This is a genomic window from Streptomyces sp. NPDC001056, assembly GCF_053598955.1.
Map to the genome: position 1 here is coordinate 1 of NZ_JBSFLI010000030.1, position 24800 is coordinate 24800.

22 protein-coding genes are annotated in these 24800 nt (G+C 72.8%); 6 read left to right on the forward strand and 16 right to left on the reverse strand.

Annotation, left to right across the window (positions count from 1 at the left end; all coding sequences use genetic code 11):
- Positions 1-144: 144 nt before the first annotated feature.
- From ACWDD7_RS28915 to ACWDD7_RS28960, 10 genes are all read right to left on the reverse strand, one after another.
- Entirely contained in the window at positions 145-1038 is an 894-nt protein-coding gene (locus ACWDD7_RS28915) for a 4'-phosphopantetheinyl transferase family protein (RefSeq protein WP_450459552.1), read from the reverse strand.
- Positions 926-1804, reverse strand: coding sequence for a 2-oxo acid dehydrogenase subunit E2 (locus tag ACWDD7_RS28920; RefSeq protein ID WP_450459553.1), 879 nt, complete (start codon positions 1802-1804; stop codon positions 926-928). Before ACWDD7_RS28920 ends, ACWDD7_RS28915 begins: the two co-directional genes overlap by 113 nt.
- Positions 1801-2073: an acyl carrier protein gene (locus tag ACWDD7_RS28925; protein ID WP_450459554.1), complete on the reverse strand. Its 273-nt coding sequence runs from the start codon at positions 2071-2073 to the stop codon at positions 1801-1803. Before ACWDD7_RS28925 ends, ACWDD7_RS28920 begins: the two co-directional genes overlap by 4 nt.
- Complete coding sequence (locus tag ACWDD7_RS28930; protein ID WP_450459555.1) at positions 2070-3101, reverse strand: 3-oxoacyl-ACP synthase III family protein; 1032 nt, start codon at positions 3099-3101, stop codon at positions 2070-2072. Before ACWDD7_RS28930 ends, ACWDD7_RS28925 begins: the two co-directional genes overlap by 4 nt.
- Positions 3098-6163 carry a type I polyketide synthase gene (locus ACWDD7_RS28935; protein ID WP_450459556.1) on the reverse strand — a complete coding sequence of 1022 codons (3066 nt, stop codon included), beginning with the start codon at positions 6161-6163 and terminating at the stop codon, positions 3098-3100. Before ACWDD7_RS28935 ends, ACWDD7_RS28930 begins: the two co-directional genes overlap by 4 nt.
- Positions 6163-6441 (reverse strand): acyl carrier protein, encoded by a 279-nt coding sequence (locus tag ACWDD7_RS28940; RefSeq protein WP_351878265.1) that lies wholly within the window; start codon positions 6439-6441, stop codon positions 6163-6165. Before ACWDD7_RS28940 ends, ACWDD7_RS28935 begins: the two co-directional genes overlap by 1 nt.
- 97 nt (positions 6442-6538) lie before the next feature.
- Positions 6539-8302 (reverse strand): acyl-CoA dehydrogenase family protein, encoded by a 1764-nt coding sequence (locus ACWDD7_RS28945; RefSeq protein ID WP_450459557.1) that lies wholly within the window; start codon positions 8300-8302, stop codon positions 6539-6541.
- On the reverse strand, positions 8296-10098 hold the full coding sequence (locus ACWDD7_RS28950; protein ID WP_450459558.1) for an acyl-CoA dehydrogenase family protein: 1803 nt from the start codon (positions 10096-10098) through the stop codon (positions 8296-8298). The genes ACWDD7_RS28945 and ACWDD7_RS28950 overlap by 7 nt, the downstream gene beginning before the upstream one ends.
- Before the next feature lies 1 nt (position 10099).
- Positions 10100-11890, reverse strand: a complete 1791-nt coding sequence (locus ACWDD7_RS28955; protein ID WP_351878274.1) for a fatty acyl-AMP ligase — start codon at positions 11888-11890, stop codon at positions 10100-10102.
- 181 nt (positions 11891-12071) lie between these two features.
- Positions 12072-14009 carry an HAD-IIIC family phosphatase gene (locus ACWDD7_RS28960; protein WP_351878277.1) on the reverse strand — a complete coding sequence of 646 codons (1938 nt, stop codon included), beginning with the start codon at positions 14007-14009 and terminating at the stop codon, positions 12072-12074.
- 250 nt (positions 14010-14259) lie between these two features.
- Between ACWDD7_RS28960 and ACWDD7_RS28965 the strand changes: the two genes are divergently transcribed.
- Positions 14260-15522: an FAD-dependent oxidoreductase gene (locus ACWDD7_RS28965; RefSeq protein WP_450459559.1), complete on the forward strand. Its 1263-nt coding sequence runs from the start codon at positions 14260-14262 to the stop codon at positions 15520-15522.
- 141 nt (positions 15523-15663) lie between these two features.
- Here the strand turns inward: ACWDD7_RS28965 and ACWDD7_RS28970 are convergent, their stop codons facing one another.
- The 4 genes from ACWDD7_RS28970 to ACWDD7_RS28985 form a co-directional block, all read right to left on the reverse strand.
- Positions 15664-16935 carry a cytochrome P450 gene (locus tag ACWDD7_RS28970; protein WP_450459560.1) on the reverse strand — a complete coding sequence of 424 codons (1272 nt, stop codon included), beginning with the start codon at positions 16933-16935 and terminating at the stop codon, positions 15664-15666.
- Positions 16936-17091: 156 nt separating this feature from the next.
- Positions 17092-17505, reverse strand: a complete 414-nt coding sequence (locus tag ACWDD7_RS28975; protein ID WP_351879908.1) for a DUF4260 family protein — start codon at positions 17503-17505, stop codon at positions 17092-17094.
- 117 nt (positions 17506-17622) lie between these two features.
- Positions 17623-18423, reverse strand: a complete 801-nt coding sequence (locus ACWDD7_RS28980) for a thioesterase II family protein (protein ID WP_450459561.1) — start codon at positions 18421-18423, stop codon at positions 17623-17625.
- Between the two features lie 114 nt (positions 18424-18537).
- Entirely contained in the window at positions 18538-19338 is an 801-nt protein-coding gene (locus ACWDD7_RS28985; RefSeq protein ID WP_351879902.1) for an AfsR/SARP family transcriptional regulator, read from the reverse strand.
- A 236-nt stretch (positions 19339-19574) separates the two neighbouring features.
- On the opposite strand from ACWDD7_RS28985, the gene ACWDD7_RS28990 reads away from it, so the two are divergent.
- The 3 genes from ACWDD7_RS28990 (at position 19575) to ACWDD7_RS29000 (ending at position 21328) form a co-directional block, all read left to right on the forward strand.
- Entirely contained in the window at positions 19575-19844 is a 270-nt protein-coding gene (locus ACWDD7_RS28990; protein WP_351879899.1) for a DUF6059 family protein, read from the forward strand.
- Between the two features lie 52 nt (positions 19845-19896).
- Positions 19897-20169, forward strand: coding sequence for a DUF5808 domain-containing protein (locus ACWDD7_RS28995; RefSeq protein WP_351879896.1), 273 nt, complete (start codon positions 19897-19899; stop codon positions 20167-20169).
- 172 nt (positions 20170-20341) lie between these two features.
- On the forward strand, positions 20342-21328 hold the full coding sequence (locus ACWDD7_RS29000) for a L,D-transpeptidase (RefSeq protein ID WP_450459562.1): 987 nt from the start codon (positions 20342-20344) through the stop codon (positions 21326-21328).
- Between the two features lie 330 nt (positions 21329-21658).
- Here the strand turns inward: ACWDD7_RS29000 and ACWDD7_RS29005 are convergent, their stop codons facing one another.
- Both ACWDD7_RS29005 and ACWDD7_RS29010 read right to left on the reverse strand, forming a co-directional pair.
- Positions 21659-22834: a class I adenylate-forming enzyme family protein gene (locus tag ACWDD7_RS29005; RefSeq protein WP_450459595.1), complete on the reverse strand. Its 1176-nt coding sequence runs from the start codon at positions 22832-22834 to the stop codon at positions 21659-21661.
- Positions 22735-23331 (reverse strand): hypothetical protein, encoded by a 597-nt coding sequence (locus tag ACWDD7_RS29010; protein WP_450459563.1) that lies wholly within the window; start codon positions 23329-23331, stop codon positions 22735-22737. The genes ACWDD7_RS29005 and ACWDD7_RS29010 overlap by 100 nt, the downstream gene beginning before the upstream one ends.
- Positions 23332-23556: 225 nt before the next feature.
- Here ACWDD7_RS29010 and ACWDD7_RS29015 point away from each other — a divergent pair, with 225 nt between their 5' ends.
- Complete coding sequence (locus ACWDD7_RS29015) at positions 23557-23991, forward strand: VOC family protein (protein ID WP_351876580.1); 435 nt, start codon at positions 23557-23559, stop codon at positions 23989-23991.
- 93 nt (positions 23992-24084) lie between these two features.
- Positions 24085-24678: a DUF4291 domain-containing protein gene (locus tag ACWDD7_RS29020; protein ID WP_450459564.1), complete on the forward strand. Its 594-nt coding sequence runs from the start codon at positions 24085-24087 to the stop codon at positions 24676-24678.
- Positions 24679-24800 lie beyond the last annotated feature (122 nt).

The following is a 24800-nucleotide window of genomic DNA, read 5'->3' on the forward strand; positions in this document are numbered from 1 at the left end:
GCACCCGAACGGAAGACCTCGATCAGCTGGTCCTCGTCGGTCGGGGTCGCGCCCGCCGCGGCACAGGCGCGGGCGCTGTCACGAGGGGCTCCGCCGCGCGGGCGCGAGCCGGGCGCGGCGAGGGCCCGTGAGCCTCCCCCGGCCTCACCACGCGTCGCCGGCGACGGCCGGCCGCTCCTCCTCCCCCAGTGCCGCCAGGACGGCGTCCACGACGGCCGGGTCGAGTGCCGTGCGCGCCGCCGTGTCCGCCGTACGACCGAATCCGGCGTCCTCCACGGCGACGGCGAGGGTGTAGCGGTCGCCGAGCGACGACGTGCGCAAGAGCCATCTGCCCATCGAGGCCGGGGTGCCGTCGGGGCGCAGCACGTCTTCGGGCGCCCGGTCCGGGGTGAAGCCGAAGTCGGTGAAGCGGAAGCGCAGGCCGAGCCCGCGGGCCTTGCTGTAGGCCTCCTTCAGGGTCCACAGGCGCAGTACGGCGGGGTTGCGTTCGGCGGGCGGGAGGGCCTCGATCCGGGCCAGCTCGTACGGGGTGCACACATGCCGGCCCAGTCCGGGCCCGTAGAGGGTCCGTGTGCCGGGCTCGGCGTCGACGCCGATCGCGCCGCCGGTGGCCAGACCGACCAGCAGCAGGCCGTCGGTGTGGCTGAGGCTGACGTGGACGCCGTCGTAGCCGCGCAGCTGGGGGCGCCCGCTGAGGCCGTAGCCGATCTCGACCGACTCGGGGCGCACGCCGAGCGCCGCCGCCGCCGCGAACCTGAGCAGGACGCGCGAGGCGGCGAAACGGCCGCGGACCTGCGGATGCGTCAGCTCCAGATAGCGCTCCCAGTCCCGGCCCAGGAGCACGCGCAGCCGCGGCAGGCCCGCCCGTTCCGGGCGCCACGCGTCCTGGTGGGCGAAGAGCACCGCGGCCCCGTGCCGGTCCAGGTCAGCGCGTACCCTGCCCCAGTCCCCCGACGGGCCGCGGATCTCGATCGGCTCCCCGAGCGTCCGCGCCGACGGCCGGCTCGTGGGTACCGGCCGTGCCGTCGCCGCCGTCATGGAAGGCCTCCATCGTGTCGTGGAGATCGGACAGCACATCGGCCGCGGTGGCGCCGTCGATCACCCGGTGGTCGAAGGTGAGGCCGAGCCGCATCACGGGCGCGGGCACCACGACGCCGTCGCGCACCACCGCGCGGTCCACGACCCGGCCCGCGCACAGGGTGACGGCGGTGCCGCCGGCCGAGTGGAAGCCGTCCACGCTGCGATGGCCGAGCGAGCTGACCGAGACGGTTCCGAACGTGGCGGCGCGTCGGCGCGGGTCGCGCAGCGCCGCGGCGAACGCGGCCCGGCCGACCGTGACCGGGAGCCTGCCCAGCATCCGTACACCCTTGAACTCGGGTAGTTCCGCGGCCTGTTCACCCCGGTAGCGGTCGACGCGCTGCTGGATCTCGCCGAGGGTGGCCGTCTCCAGGCCGGGCAGGAGCGCCGAGAGCACGGTGCGCTCGCCCTCGACGGGCCGGTCCAGGGCGAGCTTGGCGGTGACGCCCTCGTAGCGCACGGTCCTCGGGCGCCGCAGCGGTCCGGGCCAGCCGGGGGCCATGGCGGCGTTGGCCTCGGGGTGGCGGTCGAGGACCCGGCCGGTGGCGTACAGCAGATAGCTGACGATCGAGTAGCGCAGACCGTTCTCACGGGCGGCGGCGCGGTGCGCCAGGACGCGGGTCATGTCGATGTCCGTGTCCAGGTGCACGGGCCGCTGGGCCGCCGCCCACTCCAGGAAGTACAGGGTGTGGCGGCGGCGCCGTTCGGCGGTGACGGCGGGTGTCACCCGAGCACCGCCAGTTCGTAGATCTCCTTCAGGCTGCGGGCCTCCAGCACCTTGCCGACGGGGACCCGGCGGCCGATGGCGGGTTCCAGGGCGGTGACGAGCTTGAGGAGGTGCAGCGAGTCCCAGTCGGGGAGTTCGTCGAAGTCGGCGGCGACCTGCTCGGGCGCGAGCGGCATCCCGATCTCGTCGGTGACGAGCCGAACGTAGTCGTCGAGGGTGAAGCCGCCGGTGGCGGACACGGACGCGGGGGCGGTGCTGTCGGCAGTCATATCTTCTCCAGGGCGAAACCGGCCTTGATCCACTTGCTGGACTCGACGGCGACCGCGAGGGCCCGCTCGCCCGCGGACATCCGTTCCAGCAACTTCTCGATCTGCAGGAAGGGCAGGGCGTTTCCGTTGTTGCCCGTGTCCGCGACGCAGCTGACCTCCCGCGCGGTGGGCACGTCGAGTTCCTCGGTGATGCGGCGGGTCATGCGGCCGGACAGCTGGGGCGGCAGCAGGTAGTCCAACTGGTCGGTGTCCCAGTCGAGTTCGCCGAGCAACTCCCAGAGGATCTCGACGGCCATGACGGGCACGGACTCCTCGATGGCCTTGTAGTCCTCGACGAGGGCCTGGCGGTCGTCGTACCGGTCGGCGAGCCCGAACCACTCGATGACCTGGCCGGGCTTGCGGCCGAGACCGGTGAAGCGGTTGAGGACATGGCGCAGGGCGAGGCGCTCGCCGCGCGGCTCGTCGGTGACGACGGCCGCGCCGGCGCCGTCGCCGAACAGGACGTAGTTGACGAGGTCGCCGGGGGCGGCGCCGGCCACGTCCCGCTGGAGGTCGAGGTGCTTGCTGCACACGTCGCCGCCGATGACGAGTCCCGTCCGGTACTGACCGGAGGCGATCATCGTCTGTGCGACGCCCAGGGCCTGTACGGCACCGGCGCAGCCGGACTGGAGCTGGAAGGTCGGCACCTGGTCCAGGCCGAGCTGGTCGGCGACATGGTTGACGGTGGCGGGCATCAGGGTGTCGGGGGTCGCCGTGCCGAGGACGATGAAGTCGATCTCGGACGGGTCCACGTCGGGCGCCGCGAGTGCCCGCTGCGCGGCCTGGGCGCACAGGTCGGCGAGCGACCAGCGGACGACTCCGGTGCCGAGGTCCCGGGCGAAGTGCCGGGTCCTGGTGCCGATGAAGACCTCGATCCAGTCCTCGTTGATGCCCAGCACCTTGGACAGGGTGGCGTTGTCCACCGGCTCTCCGGGCAGAGCGGTACCGAGGGAGGCGAGGTAGGTGGTGGCGGCCGTCGGGGTGGTCATGCCGTCCTCTCTTCTTCCATGAGCGTCCGCTGATGTGCCTCTTCCCGCGGCGTCCGCTGGTGCGCGGCGTCGCCGAAGCCCGCGGAGGGGGGCGGCGCCGCACCGCTCTCGCGCAGGAAGGCGACGAGGTCGCCGACGGAGGAGAGGCGGGGCAGGAGGTCCTGCACCGAAAGGGTGGCGATGCCGGTGAGCCGGGACTCCAGCCGGTTCTTCAGCTCCATGATCATGACGGAGTCGAAGCCGAGATCCTCGTACAGCCGGTCGTGCGGGCCGACCTCGGCGTCGGTGTAGCCGCCGACCGTCCGGACGGCGCCGAGGACGGCGTCGGCGAGCGGGTCCGGCGGGCCGCCGGGCCGGTCCAGGGTGAGGACGGCGGCGGGTGCGGGCGTCTGTTCCACCGGTTCGGCGACCGTTCCCCGGCCGTGCACCGGATTCCTCGACCAGTAGCGGTGTTCCGTCGAGAAGGCGTAGGGCGGCAGCGGGTGCGGCACCCGGTCCTCGGGCGGGTGGACGGCGTCCCAGTCGGGATCGACGCCGCCCCGGTACAGCGCGGCGAGGGCCTCGGCGAGGTCCCGGCCGGCGGACTCGGGGCCGCGCACCGGCAGGACGTGCGCCGGGCCCGCGCCCGAGGCGGGGCCGGCGAGCCGGCGCACCATCCCGGAGAGCACCGGCTGGGGGCCGGTCTCCACCAGGTGGGTCGGGCCGTCGGCGAGCAGGGCGCCGGCCGCGTCGGCGAACAGCACGGGGGCGCTGACGTGTTCCACCCAGTACGCGGCGTCCATCGCCTCGCCGTCGAGCACCCGCCCGCGGACGGTCGAGTACAGCGGGATCTCGGGCGCCTTCCCGCCGACCTCTTCGGCGATCACGGCGAAGCGGTCCAGGACGGGCCGCATCAGCGGTGAGTGGAAGGCGTGCGAGACCTGGAGGCGGCGGGTGCCGATTCCCCGCTCCGCCAGCTCGGCGCCGATCTTCTCCAGGGTCTCCAGGTCGCCGGACAGGACCGTGGACGTGGGGCCGTTGACCGCCGCGACGCCGACCAGGGGTTCGTGTTCGATCCGTGCCTCCAGGACCGCCCGGGGGGCCCGGACGGCCAGCATGCCGCCGCCCTCGGGCAGTTCCTGCATCAGGGCGCCGCGGGCGGCGATCAGCCGGGCGGCCCCGTCCAGCGGGAGGGCGCGGGCGAGGACGGCGGCGGCGAACTCGCCGACGCTGTGCCCGAGGAGCAGGTCGGCACGCACGCCGAGTTCCGTCAGGGTCCGGCCGAGGGCGTAGCCGACGGCGAACAGGGCGGGCTGGGTCCACCGCGTGCTGTGGACCGCCTCGTCCCCGGCGAGGAGCAGATCGCGCACGGAGGCGCCCGTGTAGGGCAGCAGCGCGGCGTCGGCCTCGTCCAGGAAGTGCCGGTACAGCGGCGCCTGTGCGTACAGTCCGGCGGTCATCCTCGGGTACTGCGAGCCCTGCCCGGTGAACAGGAACGCGGTGCGGGGCCGCTGGGCGGGCCGCGCGGACAGCCGGTCCAGCAGCCCGGGGTCGGCAGCCGACTCCCGCAGTGCGGCGACGAGTTCACCGGTGTCGGTCGCGGCGGTCGCGAAGCGGTGGCGGTGTCCCGCCTTGACCCGGTTGCTCGACCTCGCCAGCGGGCCCAGCGGGACCCGGCGGGCCGCCGCCGCGTCCGCCTGGGCCAGCAGGTTGCGGCGCAGCGCGTCGGCGGTGGGCGCGGTGAGGGTGAAGACGGCGGCGCCGATGCCGGCCGGTGCGGCGGCGTCGGCTGCCGGTGCGGGGCGGGCCGCGGGCGCGGGCGCGGATTCCAGGACGGCGTGGGCGTTGGTGCCGCCCATGCCGAAGCTGCTGAGCCCGGCGACGGTGGGCCCCGCGGGCAGCCGCAGGGGTGCCTTGAGCAGCCGCAGCCCGTGCTCGCGCAGTTTGAGCTGCTTGTTCTCCTTGGCCGCGAAGCGGCTCGCGGGGACGACCCGGTGGTGCAGGGACAGGGCGACCTTGATGAGTCCGGCGATGCCGGCGGCCCCCTCGGCGTGGCCGAGGTTGCCCTTGACCGAGCCGATCGCCATGGGCTTCGCGGCGCGGTCGGCGTGGTGGTGGCCGAGCGCCCTGACCTCCATCATGTCCCCGAGCGCGGTACCGGTGCCGTGCGCCTCGGTGAAGGCGACGTCGGAGGGCTCGACGCCGGCCCGGTGGTAGGCGGCGGCGATCACCTCCTGCTGGGACCAGCGGTTGGGGGCGGTGATCCCGTTGCTGCGGCCGTCCTGGTTGACGGCGGTGCCGCGGATGACGGCGTACACGCGCTGGCCGTCCGCGACGGCGTCCCGCAGCCTGCGCAGCACGATCACGCCGACGCCCTCACCGCGGCCGATACCGTCGGCCGCGGCGCTGAAGGGCTTGCAGCGGCCGTCGGGGGCGGACAGCCCGGCCTGGGTGTAGAAGATCGACAGGGCCGGGGTGAGGGCCACGTTGACGCCGCCGACGAGCGCGGTGTCGCACTCCTCGGCCAGCAGCGCGTTCGCCGCGAGGTGCGCGGCGACCAGCGAGGACGAACAGGCGGTGTCGACGGCGAGGCTGGGGCCCTTGAGGTCGAGGTGGTACGAGATCCGGTTGGCGGTCATGCAGTAGCCGTTGCCGGAGCCGACCTGTGCCGTGACATGGGCGTAGTCGGTGAGGTGCAGGTGCGCCCACTCGTTGCCCATGATGCCGACGAAGACGCCCGTCCGGGTGCCGGCGAGGGTCCGGGGCGCGACGCCCGCGTCCTCGACCGCCCGCCACGCGCACTGGAGCAGCAGCCGCTGCTGGGGGTCCATGGCGGCCGCCTCGCGCGGCGAGATGGTGAAGAACTCGTTGTCGAAGGCGTCCGGGTCGGCGATGAAGCCGCCCTCCATGGTGTTGGAGTGCCCTTCCTCCCCGGCCGCCGAGTGGAACTCCTTGGCGTCCCACCGCTGCCGGGGCACCTCCCCCACCCCGTCCGCGCCGCGCATCAGCAGGTCCCAGTAGGCGCCGGTGTCGGGCGCCCCCGGGAATCTGCAGTCGATGCCGACGATGGCTATGGGCTCCATCAGGCGCCGCCCTCCTGCGCGGCCAGCTCCGCCACGAGGTGGTCGGCGAGCGCGTGGACGGTCGGGTAGTCCCAGGCGGCCGTCGGCTCGATCACGAGGTCGAAGTCGTCCTCGATGTCCCCGCACAGGCTGAGGGCGGCGACGGAGTCCAGGCCGTACTCGGCGAGGGGCACGTCCGGGTCGATCTCGGCGGGCCGCCGCTTGAGATAAAGGGCGATGCGTTCGGCCAGCCATGTGGTCAGCGACTCGGTGGTGTGTCCGGCGGTCGGAACGGTCATGGTGCACTCCTCGCGGGGGTGAGCGGTTGTCGCGTGCTGTCGTGGTGGGGGCCGGCCGTCGGCGCGGACGGGACGTTGGCCGCGCCGGCCGGCGCCGTCAGCCGGCGAGCGGGGTGTCGTACAGGTCGTAGCTGGTGCGTTCGTGGAATCGGCGCAGCACTTCCTCGTGCAGGCGCGCCGCCACGGACGGCGGGAGGTCGGCGGGCCGCCGGCCGAGGCGCCGGGCGAGCCGGTGCAGTACGGCGGCGAGCCAGGCGGGGTCGGCGAGGAACGCGTCGCCGCCGTCGCGGGCGGCCTGCTGCCACACGCCGGTCGCGGCGGCGGCCGCGAGCAGGACGGCGTACCGGTCGGCGAGGGCGAAGACGGCGGGTCCGGCGAGGGCCGTGCGGTCCTCGGGTGCGAGCGCGCGGCTCGCCTCCTGGACCTGCCGCAGCTCGTCCACCAGGTGGAGCGCGAGCCCCTGGACGGCCCGCTCCTCGGGCGAGGCGCCGGGCAACCGGTCCACGGCGGCGACCAGGGTGGCGCTGAGCGCGTCGCGCCCGCTCGCCAGGGTGAGCCGGTCGTAGGGGAGACCGGGCAGGCCGGTACGCGGCTGGAAGAGTTCCGCGGGGGCGGGCTCGTCGCTGAACCAGGAGCGCCGGGCGAGCCGGGACAGCTGCGGGATGATCGTGGCCTGGCAGGCGGCCGAGCCGGCGTGGCCGAGGCTGAGCACCGGCAGGTCGCGCAGGTGCTTCTGGAAGATGCCGTGCTCGCCGTCGCGGATGTAGAAGCGGGCCCCGAGCACGACGGACAGCTCGTGCATCGCCTCGGTGAGCACCTTGGGGACGAGGTACTTGGTGGCGGCGGCGAAGACGCTGGTCTGCTCGGGCAGCAGGTGCACCGCGCGGGTCGCGGCCAGCGAGAGGCTGTCGCAGGTCAGCAGGTCGGTGAAGGCACCGGACAGGGTGTCCCTGGCGTGCGGGATGTCCATGACGGACCTGCGGTAGAGCTGTCGGCCCAGCGCGAAGCGCACGACGGTCCGCAGCGCCGTGTCGGTGGTGCCGACGGCCATGCCGGGGAGCGCGGACCGGGTGATCTGGAAGGCGCGCAGGGCCGTCTCGACGCCCTTGCCGCGCTCGCCGACGAGGGCCGAGTCGGGTACGGGCGTGCCGTCGAACCGGAGGCCGGACAGATGGCAGCCGCGCACCCCGACGGCGTCGTAGCGGGGCAGTACCCGCCAGCTGTCCGGGTCCAGGCCGGCGCGCTCGACGAGGAGCACGGAGTGGCTGCGGCTGCCGGGTGCGGGGCTGGTGCGGCTGAACAGGACCCAGGCGTCGGCGCGTCCGGCGTTGTTGATGACCTGCTTGGCGCCGTGCAGCCGAAAGCCGCCGCCGTCGGCGGGGCGGGCCTCGAACTCGTTGCGCACGAAGTCGTTGCCGTGCGCGAGCTCGTGGTAGGCGACCGACACCTTGCCGCCGCCGGTGAGAATCCGCGCGAGCCTCTCGCGCTGCGCGTCGTCCCCGGAGGTCCACACGTTGACGGCGGCCATGAAAGAGGTCACGCCGTGGCCCAGGCCGAGGGCGACGTCGCGGCGGAACACCTGGCGCATCACCCGTACCAGGGTGTCGAGCCGCTCCAGGCGGCCGCCCTGGTCACGCGGCACGAAGTCGGCGCCCAGGCCCAGTTCGTCGAGGGCGCGTTCGCCGGCCGCGGACAGTTCACCGGCCTCGTCCGCCGCCAGCAGCCCGGCGTACGACAGCTCGTTGTTCTCGTCGGTGGGGTCGCCGAGCCGCCGCTCCAGCTCCGCGACGCGGGCCGCGGCCCGCGCTTCCTGTCCGGTGCCGTCCTCCACGGCGCCCCGGGGCTCTGTGCCGATCAGCATGACGTCCTCTCACTCCCCCCGGCGGCCCCGCCGGTCGTCGCGGGCTGCCGCTCCGGGGTCCGCTGGGGCAGCAGCGAGAACAGCCGGCCCTCGGCACGGGCCGCCCGCAGGGCGCCGAGCAGGTCTTCGTACGTCTCCTCGCCCGCCGCCGCCGGTTCGCCGAGGCGGAGCAGCAGCCGGTCGAGGACGGTGTGCAGCCACAGGCCGTCGCGCCACAGCCGCCCGGTGTCCGGGTCGTCGCGCATGTGGTCGGTGCTCTGCGTCCACAGGCCGAGGCAGGCCGCGCCCGCCCAGCACAAGGTGTAGCGGCGCGCGGTCTCGAAGGCGGCGGGCGGGACCTCGGTGAGGACGCCCTGGTACTCCTCCATCTCGGTGTGCACCGCGGTGGTGACGACGAGCAGCCGCCGCGCGGCCTCGGCCACCGGGGCCAGTGCCTGGTCCTGCGCCGCCCGCCGGGTGATCTCGTCGACGGAGGCGGACAGGGACGCCGTCATGCCGCTGCCGTGCCGGGCGACCAGCGACAGCCGCGACGGGTCGAGGGGAGGCAGGGACGCCGTCAGGTCGCAGGCCATGCCGGCGCCCGCCGTGTCGCCGGTGCCGCGCCGGAACCCGCGGACCAGGGAACGGAACTGGTTCACCAGGGAGTTGAGGTTGACCAGGGTGTTGCCGTCGAAGAGTCCGACGAGCCGGTGGTCGCGCACGAGTTTCTGGAACCGGCCGTCGGCGTGGACGCCCTTGAGGAAGGCGCGGGCGCCGAGCAGCCCGGTCAGGTCGGCGAGGACCCGGTCGGTGCCGGTGGGCAACAGGTACTTGGTGACGGCCGAGGTGACGCCGAGTTCGGCGGTCTGGGCCTGTACGGCGCGGGCGGCGACCAGCGCGACCGCCTCGTGCAGCAGGACGTCGGCGGCGGCACCCGCCAGCACGTGCCGGGCCTGCGGCAGGTCGATGAGCCGGCGGCCGTACAGCTCGCGCTCCTCGGCGAAGTCCAGGCCGAGCCGCAGCCCGTGGTCGCCGGCGCCGAGCGACAGTGCCGCGCACATGGTGCGGGTGAGCTGGAGCGCCTTGAGCACGATCTCCAGGCCGGCGCCCTCGGCCCCGACGAGGGCGCTCTTCGGCACCCGGGCGCCGTCGAAGGCGATGCCGGAGATGTCGGCGCCGCGGATGCCGAGGGTGCGGATCTTCGGGAGGTGGCGGTAGGTGTCCGCGTCGAGTTCCCGCTTGTCCACGAGGAGGACGCTGAAGCCGCGCGGGCCGCCGTCCGGGCGCGTGCGGGTCAGCAGCGACAGCACCGAGCCCCGTGTGGCGTTGTTGATCAGCCACTTCTCGCCGCTGACCAGCCAGTGGCCGGCGTCGTCCGGTGCCTTGTCGTCGGTGCGCACGTCACCGGCCAGCAGGTCGCTGCCGTGGGCGCGTTCGGTGAGCCCGAGGGAGACGGGGACCCCGGCGATGATGTCGGCGCCGAGCCGGGCGCCCTGCTCCGCCGAGCCCGCGACCCAGACGCAGACCCCGCCGAGGTAGGTCTTGCCGTGGCCGATGGCGCAGGTCAGATCGCGGCGGGCGACGGCGCGCACGAGCTGGAGCACCTGCTCGTAGTCGCGCAGCCGGCCGCCGTACTCGACCGGCACGTACTCCTCGGGCAGACCCCATTCCTCGAAGCGGCGGCAGATGGCGGCGGGAAACTCCTCCCTGTCGTCCAGGTCCGCGCAGCGCGCGTAGGAGAAGACCTCACCGGGGTCGTGGGGGTCGCCGAGGTAGTGGTCGAACTCCTCGGCGAGCCGGTAGGGCCGGTGTTCCATGTCAGACCACCGTTTCCAGGGACGGGGCCGCGTCGGCGGCGGGGGCGATCAGGTCGCGGACGGCGGGGTCCAGCACCTCGTGCAGCGCGGTGATCCCGCCCTCCAGGAAGAGCCGGCGCATCAGGGTCCGCTGGATCTTGCCGCTCGTGGTCTTCCGGACGGTGCCGGGCCGTACGAGCACGACGTTGCCGGCGGGGACCGCGAACTCCGCGCTGATGAACCGCTGGACCGCGGAGGCGAGGGTGGGCAGGTCGGTGGAGACGGCGCCGGGGCGGACCTCCTGGACCGCCACCAGCTGCTCGTGGTCGGTGTCGACGGCGAAGACGGCGCCCGCGCCGGTGCCGAAGGCCGGGTCGACCGACTGCACGGCGCGTTCGACGTCCTGCGGGTAGAGGTTGCGGCCCGCCAGGATGACCACCTCCTTGAGCCGGCCGGTGACGTAGAGTTCGCCGTCCTTCAGGACGCCCAGGTCGCCGGTGCGCAGCCAGCCGCCGTCGTCGTCCGCGCCGGTGCCGTCGCGGACCGCCGCGTCGAAGATCTCCTTGTTGGTCTCGGGCCGCTTCCAGTAGCCCCGGGCCACGCTGTCGCCCTTGAGCCAGATCTCGCCGACGTGTCCCTCGGGCTTCTCGGTGAGGGTCTCCGGGTCCACGACGCGGATCTCGAAGTCCCGTACGACTCCGCTGCTGACGAGGGAGCGGCTGGGGTCGTCGCCGCGCGGGCCGGCCAGTTCGCCGCGCTCCAGGGCCGCGGCGTCGACGTCGAGCACGCGGGGGCCCGCGGTCCGCGGGATGCCGGAGACCAGCAGGGTCGTCTCGGCCATGCCGTAGCACGGGAAGAACGCCTCGGGACGGAAGCCGGCGGGAGCGAAGCGCTCGGTGAAGGCGCGGATCGTCTCGGCCCGCACCGGTTCGGCACCGTTGTTGGCGGTCGTCCAGCTGGACAGGTCCAGCGTCGCCAGCTGTTCGTCGGTGACCCTGCGCACGCACAGGTCGTACGCGAAGTTGGGACCGCCGCCGGTGGTCACGCCGTAGTCGCCGATCATCTTCAGCCAGCGGTAGGGACGCTTGAGGAAGGTGAAGGGAGCCATCAGGACGGCGGGGGTGCCGAGGTAGAGCGGGTGGAGGATGTGCCCGATCAGGCCCATGTCGTGGTAGAAGGGCAGCCAGCCGCCGCAGACGGTGTCCGGGCCGGTGCCGATCGACCGCTGGATCGCCGCCTCGTTGGCGAGCAGGTTGCGGTGCGAGACCGCGACGCCCTTGGGTTCGCTGGTCGAGCCGGAGGTGTACTGGAGGAAGGCCAGGCTCTCGGGGGTGAGCGAGGGCGCGTGCCAGGCGTTCGCGTCGCCGTGGGCGGGGTCGTCGGTGGCCAGGCAGGGCACGTCCGTGCGGCCCTCCGCGGCCAGCCAGGCCGAGATCTCCGGGGCGCTCGCCGAGTCGGTGAGCACGGCGACCGCCTCGGCGTCGCGCAGGATGCCGGAGACCCGTGTGAACTTCCGGCCCTGTTCCGTGGGCACCGGCGCGGGCACGGCGACCGCACCGGCGTACAGGCAGGCGGTGAACGCCTTGATGAAGTCGAGGCTGGACGGGTAGAGCAGCAGGACCTGGCGGTTCGCCGCGCCGCGCGCCTGGAGCCAGGAGGCGATCCGGCGTGCCTCCTGGTCGAGCCCCGCGAAGGTGAGGTGTTGCGGCACCGAGCCGCGGGCGTCGTCGGGCAGGAAGATGAAGGCATCCGCGGCGCTGCGGGCTTCGGTGCGCTCCAGAACCAGTTGCGTGAAGGTCCGGAAGTTCGTCAACGTCTTTCTCCGACCTCTCCGAGATCCGCTGGCGTGGCGCCGGCACGGGTCGCTGTGACATCACGATCGTCGTCCGCGGCGCTAAGGAGACGCTTGTGCGTGTCCGCCCCGCGGCGGTGGGGGATGGGGTTGGGGACAGGGGGGTGCCCGCCCCGGGTGCGTGCAGGGGACGGGCCTTCGGTCAGCCGGCGTCGCGGCGGAAGTCCGTGTCGAGGGTGATGTGCCCGGGGACTTCGGGCAGTTCGGTGAGCGGGTGCCGGAACTCCACCGTGCCGTCGGCCGATTCGCCGGTCCGCTCGAAGCCGAGCGAGGGGTAGAGTCCTGCCACCTTGTGGTTCTTGGCGGTGGGCCGGTAGCTCGCGCGCACCTCGGCCGCGCCCGATTCCCGGGCGTGGTCCAACAGCGCGGCGAGCGTGGCCTGTTCGATGCCACGGGCGAAGACCCGGCAGCTGAGCAGCATGTTGTCGATGCGCAGCGCCTGATCCTCGCGGTGGGCGAAGAGAGCGCCCACGACCCCGTTGTCGCCGAAGCGGTCGCGGGAGCGCACGGCCAGCACCAGGTGGTCCGGGGAGTCGAGCCGTTCGCGGACGTCGGGCACCTGGAGCCGGCGGGTGGTGAGGTTGAACTGGTTGGTGCGCAGCGTGATCTGGGCGAGTCGGGCCACCTCGTGGTCGCGCACCGGGGTCACCTCGACGCGCACGCCGAGAGCGTCCAGGTACTCCTCCATCGAGCCGGTGGCCTGCTGGAGGTCCTGCCGCTTCGCCTCCTGGTGGTACTGCGCCGCGCGGCCCCGGTCCGCGGTGGTCAGTTCCCGTACGTCGAACCAGCCGTCGGCGAGCAGCCGTTCGATGTGCAGCGCCGGCTCCTCGTCGAGCGCGATCAGGGCGACCTCCGGGAGCGAGGAGGCGACGAGACCGCGTTCGAAGGGCGAGTCGTCGGCGAAGACGAAGCTGTCGGTCCCGAGATTGAGCCGGTCGGCGATGGCGCGCAGCCGGCCGTCCTTCGGCTCCCAGTCGGCGCTGATCCGCACGAAGTCGTCCTCGCGCAGGATCATGTCGGGGTGGGTGCGCAGCACGTCGAGGACCGGCTCGTGGTCGTTCTTGCTGCACGCCGCGAGCAGCACGCCCTGGCCGCCGATCTGCTTGACGACCCGCTGGAACCGGCCGAACGCCGCACCGCGGTAGGTGGTGGCGGCGGCGATGCCGTCGGGTCCGTCGTCGCCGAGGATGCCGTCCCACAGGGTGTTGTCGAGGTCCACGACGAGGACCTTCCTGGTCCGGCCGCGCAGCGTCCGCAGCAGATGACCCGCCTGCCGCGCGTACCGGCCGAGCAGTTCCTCGCCCAGGTGGACCTCGGCATAGGCGGCGAGCCGCGGGTCGCGGACGGGTCCGCCCTCGGCGATCAGCGGTTCCAGGTCGACGACGTGCAGCCTCGGGTGCGCGGCGGCGAGCCGCAGCAGGCCGATGTTGAACTCGCGCCACACGATGGACAGTTCGGTGCGGGAGCGGTGGTCGACCAGTTGCCGCGTGTGCTCGGGCAGCAGCGGCAGCGTGTTGAGCACGAGGGTGCCGGTGCCGTGTTCGTCGTAGCGGGCGGCGAGCGCGTCGAGGAGGTCGAGCTTCCCGGCGACGGCCTTGGCGACGTCCTCGGTGCCCCACGGCAGGGGCAGTTCACCGAAGACGACCTGGGCGTCGAGCAGGCACAGGGCGAGTTCGGTGCCGGGGGCGTACAGATGGCTGCCGGTGTCCTGGAGATCGCGCAGCCATGCGTCGTGGTCGCCGACGCTGACGCGCAACGGTACGCCGTGGCGGGCGAGTTCGGCGGTGAGCGGTGCGGTCAGCCCGTCGATCGTGCCGTGTCCGGTGACGGCGACGGCGGCGGGTTCGATGCCGGGGTGGCGCTCCGCGATGTCCTCGGGGGAGACCTTCGCGAGCAGCCGGCCCGCGCGGGACAGCTGCGCCGGACCGTCGTCCTGTCGCGCGAGTTCGGCGAGCAGCGCGGGCACCGCCGGGTAGGCGGCGGCGATCCTCTTCTCGCCGTACAGCGCGCGCAGCCGGTCGAGGGGGCCCTCGGGGCCGGTGGGCTCCGGGCCGGACGGCGTCGTCACTGCTGTGCTCACGGTTCGTTCGCCTCTCTGACAGGGCGGGCGGGCTCCTCAGAGGGTGCGCCCCGGCCCTAAAGACGGGCTTGCGCCGGGCGCCCGCCCGTTCGGCGGGCCGTTCCGCGCGCCGCGCGTGCGGGCCGCTCCGTGTCTGCCCGTGCGGGCCGCTTCGTGTGCCGTCCGAGCGGGCCGCTGTCGTCCGCAAGAGCTGCTTTAGGCGCGGTGTGGACCATCGGCGCAGGATGACTCCTTCTGAAAGGCAGCGTTGATGACGACAACTGAGCTGACCGCAGAGGTGTGTGTGGTCGGAGGAGGCCCGGCGGGACTCACGCTGGCCGTAGAGCTCGCCAAGCGTGACGTCTCCGTCGTGGTCCTGGAACAGAGCGGGCACTTCGACCGGTCGTTCCGGGGCGAGTCGGTCTCTCCCGACTCGGTGTGGTTGCTCGACGAGTTGGGCGTCCTCGACCGGCTGAACGGCGCCTACCAGCAGATGCACAGAATGGAGATCGTCGATTCCGGAAGCACCGTGCTGAGCGCCGACTTCCGCCGCTTCCGGTTCCCGCATCCCTACCCGGTGGAGATGCCCCAGCCGGCGCTGCTCTCGGCGCTGGCGGCCCTCGGTCAGGAGGAGCATCCGGAGCACTTCGTCCTGGTGCGCCGGGCGACGGCCACCCGGCTGTTGCGCTCGGCCGACGGCGGCGGGCCGGTCACCGGGGTGACGGCGCGCACCCCGGAGGGCGAGATCACGGTGCGGGCGGCGCTCACCGTGGCGGCGGACGGCCGGTTCAGCAAGGTCCGCGAGATGGCGGGGCTGCCGTACACGAAGCTGCCGCTGGACCGTGACGTGGTGTGGCTGAAGCTGCCGTTCCCGCCCGAGTGGGACGACCGCACGTACCGCATCCGCATCCGCGGCGACCAGCACGGGCTCTTCATCCCGACCCACCCGAACAGCGTCCGCGTCGGCTTCAACATCCCCAAGGGGGGTCTGAAGGCGCTGCGCGCCCAGGGGCTGCCCGCGCTGTACGAGCGTCTCGACCTGCTCGCGCCCGAGCTGTCCGGATCGGTGCGCAGCGAGATCCGTTCGTGGTCCGACACCTCGATGCTGGACATCTTCACCGCGCTGGTGCCGCGCTGGTCGATGCCCGGCCTGGTCCTGATCGGCGACGCGGCGCACACGCTGACACCGATCCTCGGGCAGGGCGTCAACCACGCGATCATCGACGCGGTGACCCTGGCTCCGCTGGTGCGCGAGGCGATCGACGCGGGCGGGGACGAGGCGGCGCTGCTGCGGGCGTGCGAGGAGTTCCAGCGGGCACGCGAGGAGGCGGTGGGCAGGTCGCGCGGGCTGCAACTGCGGCAGGAGCGGCTGTTCGCCCTGCACGGCGCCGGCGGGGTCCTCCGCCGTTCGCTGTACCGGGTGGTCGACCAGAGCCAGAAGCTGAAGGAGAAGGTGCTGGGAGGTGCGTACTTCCAGCTGCAGAAGCCGGGACCGCACGCCGTGGAGGCGCAGGTGCCCGCCACCCGGGTATGACGCCGCGGCCGGGTGAGGGCGGCGGACGGCACGAAGGCCCTGGACCGTACGGGAACGTACGGTCCAGGGCCTTCGTCGGGCTTGCCGGAACACCCCCCGGCCGCCGGCTGGTGACGGCGGGGTGGCGTTCCGGCGGGTCGGTCACCAGGTGACGGGCAGGCGGGTCAGGCCGTGCACCATCATGCCGGTGGTCAGTTCCAGGGACTCGACGTCCTCCGCGAGCCGCAGGCCGGGGAAGCGGCTCAGCAGCGAGCTGAGGACGATCTGCAGCTCCGCCCGGGCCAGCGCGGCGCCCAGGCAGAAGTGCGGGCCGTGGCCGAAGGCCACATGGTGGACGGCCTCGGGCCGCGCGGGGTCGAACTCGTCCGCCTTCGCGCCGGGGAACCGCGCGGGGTCCTGGTTGGCGGAGCAGACCGCCGCCAGGACCGCGCTGCCCTTGGGGATGACGGTGCCGCCGACCTCGACGTCCTCCAGGGTGATCCGCAGCGGGCCGCCGTCACCGATCGGGTTGACGCGCAGCAGTTCCTCGATGGCGTGCTCCATCAGCTCGGGACGTTCGCGCAGCGCGGCCATGTGCTCCGGGTGGCGCAGCAGGGTGAGCACCATCTTGCCGATCATGCTGACGGTGGTCTCGTGACCGGCGACGAGGATGGTCGCCGCCATGACGATCAGCTCGTACTCGTTGAGGCTTCCCTCCTCGTCGTGGGCGGCGACGAGCGCCCCCATCAGGTCGTCCGTCGGCTCCTCCCGCTTGCGCCCGACCAGGGCGGCCAGATACTCGATCATCTGCTGGCGCTGCGCGGCGGTCTCCTCCGCGGTGTGCGCGGTCAGCGAGACGAACGCGTCCGACCACTCGCGGAACCGGTCGCGGTCCTCGAAGGGCACACCGAGCAGTTCGCAGATCACCATCACGGGCAGCGGGAAGGCCAGCGCCGCGTTGAGGTCGACGGGCCCTTCGGCCTTCGCCATCTCGTCCAGGAGACCGTCCGTCAGCTCCTGGATGCGCGGACGCATGTTCTGCACACGGCGGGCGGTGAACTCGCGCGAGACGAGCCTGCGCAGCCGGGTGTGCTCGGGCGCGTCCGTGGTGAACAGGCTGCCCGGCACGGGAGGCGTGCCGGTGAGCTGCGGCGCGTCGGGCGCGATGGTGGCGGCCCGGCTGAACCTGGCGTCCGCGAGCACGGTGCGCACGTCGTCGTAACGGCTCACCACGTAACCCTCGTCGCCGCTGGGCAGCCGGACGTGGGCGACGGGGCACTTGGCCCGCAACTCCTCGTAGACGGGAGGGACTTCGACGGCCGAAGGACGGTGGAACGGGTAGGTGAGGAGGGACTGGTCCGTCTCCGGTCCGCTCCCCCGCGTCTCCGTCGCCTCCGTCGCCTCAGTCGTCTCCGTTGTCTCCGTCGTTTCCATACGCTTCCTCCGGCAACAGGTGGTCAGGGTCGCTGATATGCGGTGGTCCGTCTCCGGGAGGCCGCGAGGCCCGCGCGCCGGGGACCCGACGAGCCTCGCAGCAGGGGCTTGCGCGGGGGCAAAGCGCGCCCCCGCCTCCTCCGGGATCGCCCCGGGTCAGCGCTGCCAGCCGTCGGCCGTGCGCAGGCCGTAACCGAAGGCCCGGTCGGAGGCGATGTGCTGCAACCAGACCAGACCGAAGTTGAACAGGGGAACGGCGACGGCCGGCGAATCGGGGATCAGACAGGAGAGCATGACGAGGACGGCGACGACGGGCCGGTGCAGGAGGTTGTAGAGGGGGACGGCCTTGGGGGACAGCCGCCCGTGCTGCTGCGGCCCGGACAGGCCGGCCAGGAACGACAGGTCGGGTACGACGAGGCCGGCGACGACCGCCGCGATCACCCAACCGCCGTACTTCACCGCCTCGAACACGGCCCAGGTCAGCAGGAAGACGGACAACACCCCCCAGGCGATGCGGACCTGCCGGGAGGCCGAGCTCCTGATGGCGCCCTGCGTGGCGTCGTGGGTCACGGCGCTGGTTCCTTTCGCGATGGTTCCGTGAACACTCCGGGGCACCGCCGTGAGGGGCGTGACGGCACCTGCGGCGTGGCCCCGGTATGGCATGTCAATGGCAACGGAGCGGGAGCCTCACGCCCCGGCCGCGGCCGGCACCTGGTGCGCCGGGACCCGTTCCGTGGCGTACCGGCGGGTCAGGGAGGCCAGTTCGCGCAGGAACACGTCCTCGTCCGACCTGATGAAGAAGTGGCCGCCGGGCATCGTCCGCACCGCGCAGCCGGCGCCCGCGTGCCGCCGCCAGGAGAGCATCTCGTCGACGCCGACGAGCCGGTCCGCCACCCCCGCGAACAGGTGCAGCGGCACGCGCAGCGGCTCGGTGGGGACGGCGGTGCTGCCGAGGCACAGCCGGAGGTCGTCGCGGGCCACGGGGAGCAGCGCCAGGAGGATTTCGGGATGGTCGAGCAGCGTCCGCGGGATGCCGCCGAGCCCCACCAGGGCGGCGAGGAGTTCCTCGTCACCGGCGTCGGGATCGGCGATCGCCGGGGGCGGCAGGTGCGGGGCGCGGCAGGCGCTGAGCACGAGGGCCCGGGGCAGGGTCGCGCCGCGCCGCTGCCGGCGCCGGGCGAGCGTGTACGCGATGAGCGCGCCCATGCTGTGGCCGTAGAAGAGGTGGGGCTCGGACAGCTCGTCGTCGAGCTGCGCGTCCATGTCCTCGATGAGGGCGTCGAGATCCGTGAACCTGGGTTCGCCGAAGCGTTCTTCACGGCCGGGCAGTTGCACGGGCATCACCCGGACTCCGGCGTCCAGGGCGTCGAGGCCGCGCTGCCATCGCCTGTACGCCGACGCTCCGCCGCCCGCGTAGGGGAAGCAGAACAAGCGTGTCGCGGGGGCCGGTTCGTGATCCGGGCGCTTCCGGGACAGGTATCGCGTCATGGTGGTCCGTCTCGGTTCCGTCCAGGGGCGGGTGGGGGGTATCCCGGGTCCGGTCCAGACACCCGGGGTCGTGGGGCCGGGTCCGGCGGATGCCGGCCAGACTGTCCGGGAGTGCTAAAAGGCTGCCAAACTCGGTGTCGTGAGGTCGAGTTGGGGATCACCGGCAAGGATAGCCCGGTGTAAACGCTGGATGCGCAGGGAAGGTTCTATACCCAGCTCCTCGACGGTCGACGCGCGTAGCTTTCGGAAAATCTCAAGCGCCTGCCACGAACGACCGCTTCGGTAGAGCGCGAGCATCAACAGCGCGTGCAGATTCTCCTCAAGAGGCAACCGCTCGGTGAGCACCAGGAGTTCGCCGATCACCGCGGCGTGTCTGCCGAGCCGCAGGTCCGCGGTGATCCGCCCCTCCAGCGCGGAGCGCCGGGTCTCCTCCAGCCGGAGCGACTCGACGCGCAGGGCCGGTCCGATCCGCACGTCGGCGAGGACCGGCCCGCGCCACAGGGCGAGCGCCTCGCCCAGCACCCTCGACGCGGTCTCGTCGTCCCCGCCCGCCAGGGCCCGCAGCCCGCGCGCGGTGAGCTGCTGGAAGACCTCGGCGTCGATCGCGCAGGTGGGCATCTTCAGCACGTACCCGGCGTAGCTGCGGCTCAGGACCTCCTTCGGCGCGCACTCGTGTCCCGGTCCCAGAGCCAGGGCGATGGCCCGGCGCAACTGCTTGACATAGGTCTGTACGACGCCCGCGGGCCCCTTGGGGGGACTCGCGTCCCACAACTCCTCCGTCAGGGTCGTCACCTTCACGTCCCCGCCCGCGTTGACCGCCAGCACCGCCAGCATCTGGCGAGGCTTGGCCGCGCTCGGCACCACGGAGGTGCCGCAGATGTCCACCACGAGCGACCCCAGAACCCCGATCTTCATGCCAATCCTCCTTCCACTTGGCGGAACAGTGACACGTTGCCGCCTGCGACGACACTCAGCCGATCATGATCGCGTCTAGGAATCTGGCCGGGTCCGGGCATGAGATTTTCATGCCCCGTCGGCTTTAAGCGACGCTTCAGGCCGGCCGGTGACCATCAGGCCGGCGGGGTCGTCCCGCCACGGCCTCGGGACCGGATCGAAGGAGGGGCCTGTATGAGCTCGAAGGAGGGGCCCGCGTGAGACTGAGGATCTGGCTCGGCAGGACCGGCGCCGTCGCGGTGAGGGAACTGCTCGTCCAGCTCCGCGGCCTCGGCATCTTCTTCACCGGCCCCCTGCCGGGGGTGCACTACGACGACCTCGGCGGCGACGCCGGCCATGCTCGCCGTGAAGCCCTGCCGGGCCCTCCGCCCGGCCACCCGGAGCGGTACTGCGCGACCCCGCCGAGCCGGCAGGAGCGGGAGCTGTGGGCGTCACTCGGCATCGACACGGAGCGAACCGGAAGCTGACACCGGGGACCCCGCCGTGGACCGGCGTCCGGGCCCGGCGTACCGTCCAGCCATGGACAGAGCACTGCGCCGGGACCTGGCCCTCGTCGCCATGGGCGTCGTCGCCGCGGCCGTGGCCAAGGAGCTGCGCAAGCCGCCGGGGGCCCGCACCTGGACGGGGACCGTCCTGGGGCTCCCGTACGACTTCCGGTGGCCCACCGCGCGACGGATCGCCCGCGAGTTCTGGGATCCCGGGAACGACGCCTTCTTCACGCCGCACACCTTCGGCGTCGGATACGGGGTGAACCTGGCCCGGGTGGTGCGTGAACTGCGCCGTGCACCGTGAGGAGCGGCACCCGGGTCGGCGGTCGCCCGAGTGCGCCCGCCGTCCACCGGTTGCCCGGCGCACGGGTTTTGGGACACTTTTTGCACGGCACCCGCAACTGTGGCCCGCCTTCTTCCTGTCTGGCAGGGAGTCGGGGCCGACAGGGCCGAAGAGCGAGAGAGCGGGGCAGGCAGTGGGACGGCGCAAGGGCGGCATAGCGATCGCACTGGTCACGGGCGCGTTGCTGATGGGAGCGAGTGCCTGCGGCGGGGGCGGGGGCGCCAAGGCGGGCGGGGACGACGCGAAGGCACCGGGCAGCTCGACCGCGAGCGCCTCCGCGTCGCCGACGAAGCCCGCGGGGCCGCCGATGCTGCTCGACACGATCACCCCGCAGACCGGGGCCACCGTGGGCGTGGCCATGCCGATCTCGGTGGTCTTCACCGACCCCGTGGCGGCCAAGGCACGCGCCACGGTGGAGAAGCACATGAAGGTGAGCGCCTCCCAGCCGGTGGCCGGCGCCTGGCACTGGTTCGGCGACAGGCGGGCCGACTGGCGGCCGAAGACCTACTGGCCCTCGGGTACGAAGGTGAGGATCGACGCCGACATGAAGGGCGTCGGCAACGGCGCCGGACGCTACGGCGTGCACGACTACACGCACACCTTCACCGTCGGCGACGACGTGCGCGCGGACGTCTCGGTGACCGGCCACACCATGAGGGTGACCCGCAACGGCAAGCTGGAACGCACCCTGTCCATCAACGCGGGCAGCGCCCAGTACCCGACGTGGAACGGCACGATGGCCGTCATCGACAAGCAGGAGAAGGTCCACATGACCTCCTGCAGCGTCGGCATCAGCTGTGACAAGGGCAGCCCCAACTACTACGACCTCACCCTGCCCTGGGACGTGCACCTGACCCAGAGCGGCACCTACGTGCACTACTCGACCGGCGACCCCAGTCCGGGCAGCGGCAGCGCCCGCGGCTCGCACGGCTGCGTCCACCTGTCCCTGTCGGACGCCAAGTGGTTCTACGGCCAGGTCGAACAGGGCGACCCCGTCACCATCACCGGCTCGCCCCGTGCCAAGGCGGCGCCCGACAACGGCTACGCGGCCTTCAACCTGAGCTGGGACCAGTGGCTCGCGGGCAGCTCCTCCGGAGAGGCGACGACCGGGACCCTGTGACCGCGGCCGGAAAGCGGCGCCGCGGTCGCGTCGGCCGAGGATCGTCCGGAGGAGGCGCGGGCGGCGTCGACGCCGTGCCGGCCGGGAACGCCGCGCACTGGTCGGCCACGGCCCTCGGGTGACCCTCGATCGTCCCGGGCCCTCGCGCCCGGCGGCGTCACGGCCGACGGCATCGCGGCGGGCGGCGTCACGGCCGGCGGTGAACGCCAGGGACGACGGGGCCGAGCGGGTCTCCGGGCTCGCCCGCCCCGCTCACGGCGCCGGCCGCCGCGGGCCGTCGGCCGTCGTCGAGACGGCCTTCTCCGCCCGGCAGGAGGGGCCGGGCTCCCGTCATTCACCCAGCCCTCCGTCGCCCCCCGTGCGGCTCGCGCGGGCGGCGAGTGTCCGATAACAGATCTTGCCCGTGGGGCCGAGGGGCATCTCGTCCAGCAGCAGGAGCCGTTCGGGGTGCTTGCGGCGGCCCAGGCCGCGGGCCAGCAGGTGGGTGGTGAGGTCGGTCAGCGTGGGGGCGGGGGTGCCGGGGGCCGGGCGGACGCAGGCGCACAGGCGTTCCCCGAGGTCCGGGTCGGGCACCGGGACGCACACCGCCTCCGCGACGGACGGATGGCCGCCCAGTTCGTGTTCGACCTCGGCGAGGCTGATGTTGAGGCCGCCGCGTACGACGACGCGCTTGAGCCGGCCCAGGACGTGCAGCCTGCCGTGCTCGTCCAGCCGGCCCAGGTCACCCGTGCGCACCCAGCCGCCGGGGGCGCGGTAACGGGCGTTCAGCTCGGGCGAGTCGACGTAGCACATCGGCGTCATGGGGCCCAGGGCCTCGATCTGGCCGCCGTGCCCGGCGGGCAGCGGTGTGCCGTCGGGGCCGGTGATCCGGATGCGGGCGACCGCGGGGTCGGGGGTGCCGACGCTGTCGCCCGGAGGGTGACTCTCTCCCGCGGTATGGCAGTTGACGCCGTCCGAGGAGCCGTAGACGGTCACCACCGGGCGGCCGAAGCGCCGGCGGCAGGCCTGTGCCACGGCGGGCGGCAGGGCGGCGCCGCTGGAGACGACGGCGCGCAACGACGAGGTGTCCTCGCCCGGTCGGGGCGGCAGTTCGGCGATGCGCCGGAGCATGGTGGGCACCGCGAACAGGTGGGTGGGCCGGTGCTCGGCGACCAGCCGCAGCGCGCCCGCCGGGTCGAACCGCGACGCCACGATCAGGGTCCCGCCGAGGACGGCGAGGGTGACCGGGGTGCCGAGGGAGCCGAAGGAGGAGGCCAGCGGGACGAGGACGAGGTGGCGTGGCGGCGCGGCGGGGTCCGGGTGCAGGGAACGGACATAGCGGGCCCGGCCGCCGGCGAGGGCGACCGCCGCTCCTGTCGGGCAGCGGTCGCGCTCGTACCGGTCCGTCTCCGAAGCGGACGGTGAGGTCAGTGCTGGACCGGCGGGCAGTAGCCGGTCTGCTCGCCGATGGAGTTGATCTCGGCGTTGGACCGCGGGTCGCCCGCGTAGTCGATCTGGTTGGTGCAGCTCACACCCGGCTTCTTCGGGGTGCCCGCCGGCTTGGTGCCCTTCTCCGGCGCGGGGCAGTGACCCGTCCGCTCCCCGATGCTGTTGATCTCCGCGTTCGACCGCGGGTCGCCCGCGTAGTCGATCTGGTTGGTGCAGCTCACACCCGGCTTCTTCGGGGTGCCCGCCGGCTTGGTGCCCTTCTCCGGCGCGGGGCAGTGACCCGTCCGCTCCCCGATGCTGTTGATCTCCGCGTTCGACCGCGGGTCGCCCGCGTAGTCGATCTGGTTGGTGCAGCTCACACCCGGCTTCTTCGCGGTGCCCGCCGGCTTGGTGTGGGTCGGGCCCTGGGCGGACTTGGAGGCGGAGGGCGCGGGCTGTGCGGTGCTCGTGGACGTGGACGATGCGGTCGAGGAGGGCGAGGCGCCGTCGGAGCCGCTGCCGCCGCCACAGGCCGTGAGCGAGAGGCCGAGAGCCACACCCGCGACAGCGAGCACCGAGATCTTCTGAACGCGCATCAATTCCCCCTGAGGTCGGGCCCCGCTCCTGGTGAGCGGGCCTTGCGACTATCGAGACAGAACCCCCGTCCCCCCGGTTGCCCCGCACCCGCCCCTGAGACATTCCTGTGACACGAATGGCCAATACACATATCAACTGACTGAATCCTGAGCGAGGTTGAAGTACCGTCAGCACTTCTCGGACACCCCGCCGGCGGCGGATTCCCGTCCTGCTATGGTGCGCCGATGTCATCGATCAAGCAGTTCCAGGTCACCTTCGACTGCGCCGAACCCGAGCGCGTCGCCCGCTTCTGGTGTGAGGTGTTGGGGTACGTCGTGCCGCCGCCACCGAAGGGGTTCGCCACGTGGGACGATTTCGATCGCTCGCTGCCGCCCGAGCGGCAGGGTTCGTCGTTCGCCTGCGGTGACCCCTCGGGCGTGGGCCCGCGGCTGTACTTCCAGCGCGTTCCCGAAGGGAAGGTCGTCAAGAACCGGGTGCATCTCGACGTGCGGGTCGGCACCGGGCTCATAGGCCGGGAACGCCTCGCCGCACTCGAAGCCGAGTGCGCACGGCTGGTCGCGCTCGGCGCGACACACGTGCAGACGCTGTTCGCCGACGAGCACAACGAGTCGTGCATCGTGATGCAGGACATCGAGGGCAACGAGTTCTGTCTCGACTGAGCACCCTCCCGGCGGATGCGGAGCGCCGCGGCGGGGCTCCGCACCGCGGAAATTCGATGGCGTGCGCGAAAAGGTGTGACCACTCTGGTCCCCGTGACAGAACCCGAATACCGAATCCGAGCCGTGTACACCGACTCCACGGTGACCGTCTACCAGGCGTACACCCCGGAGATCGGCCTGCCGGCGGCCCGGGACGGCCGTTTTCCGGCGGTGTGGAAACGGGACCGGATGACCTGGGTCAAGCCCTCGTTCCTGTGGATGATGTACCGCTGCGGTTGGGGCACCAAGGAAGGGCAGGAGACCGTCCTCGCCATCGAGATATCCCGTGCGGGCTTCGAGTGGGCGCTGGAACACGCCTGCCTGTCCCACTACGAGCAGGGGCTCCACGCCGACCGCGCCACGTGGAAGAACGGGCTGAAGCGGGCTCCGGCCCGGGTCCAGTGGGACCCGGAACGCGACCTGCGCCTTCAGCCGCTCGCCCACCGGTCGCTCCAGCTCGGCCTCGCCGGTGAAGCCGCGCGTCTCTACGCCGACGAGTGGACCGTCTCCATCACCGACGTCACCCCGCTCGCCCACACCGTCCACGCGCGGGTACGGGACGGAGATCTCGACGCGGCGCGGCGACTCCTGCCTCCTGAACGTCCCTACCCCGTGGAGGAAGGGGTCCTGGCTCATCTCCACCGATGAGCCTCGGCCTCACCAAGCACTCCCCCGCGAGACCCGCGTGACGCCCGCACGACCGGCGTGGCTCAAATCCTTCGGACACGTCGGCGATTTCCGGCTCGGCGGGTTCAATTGGGTCCGCACAC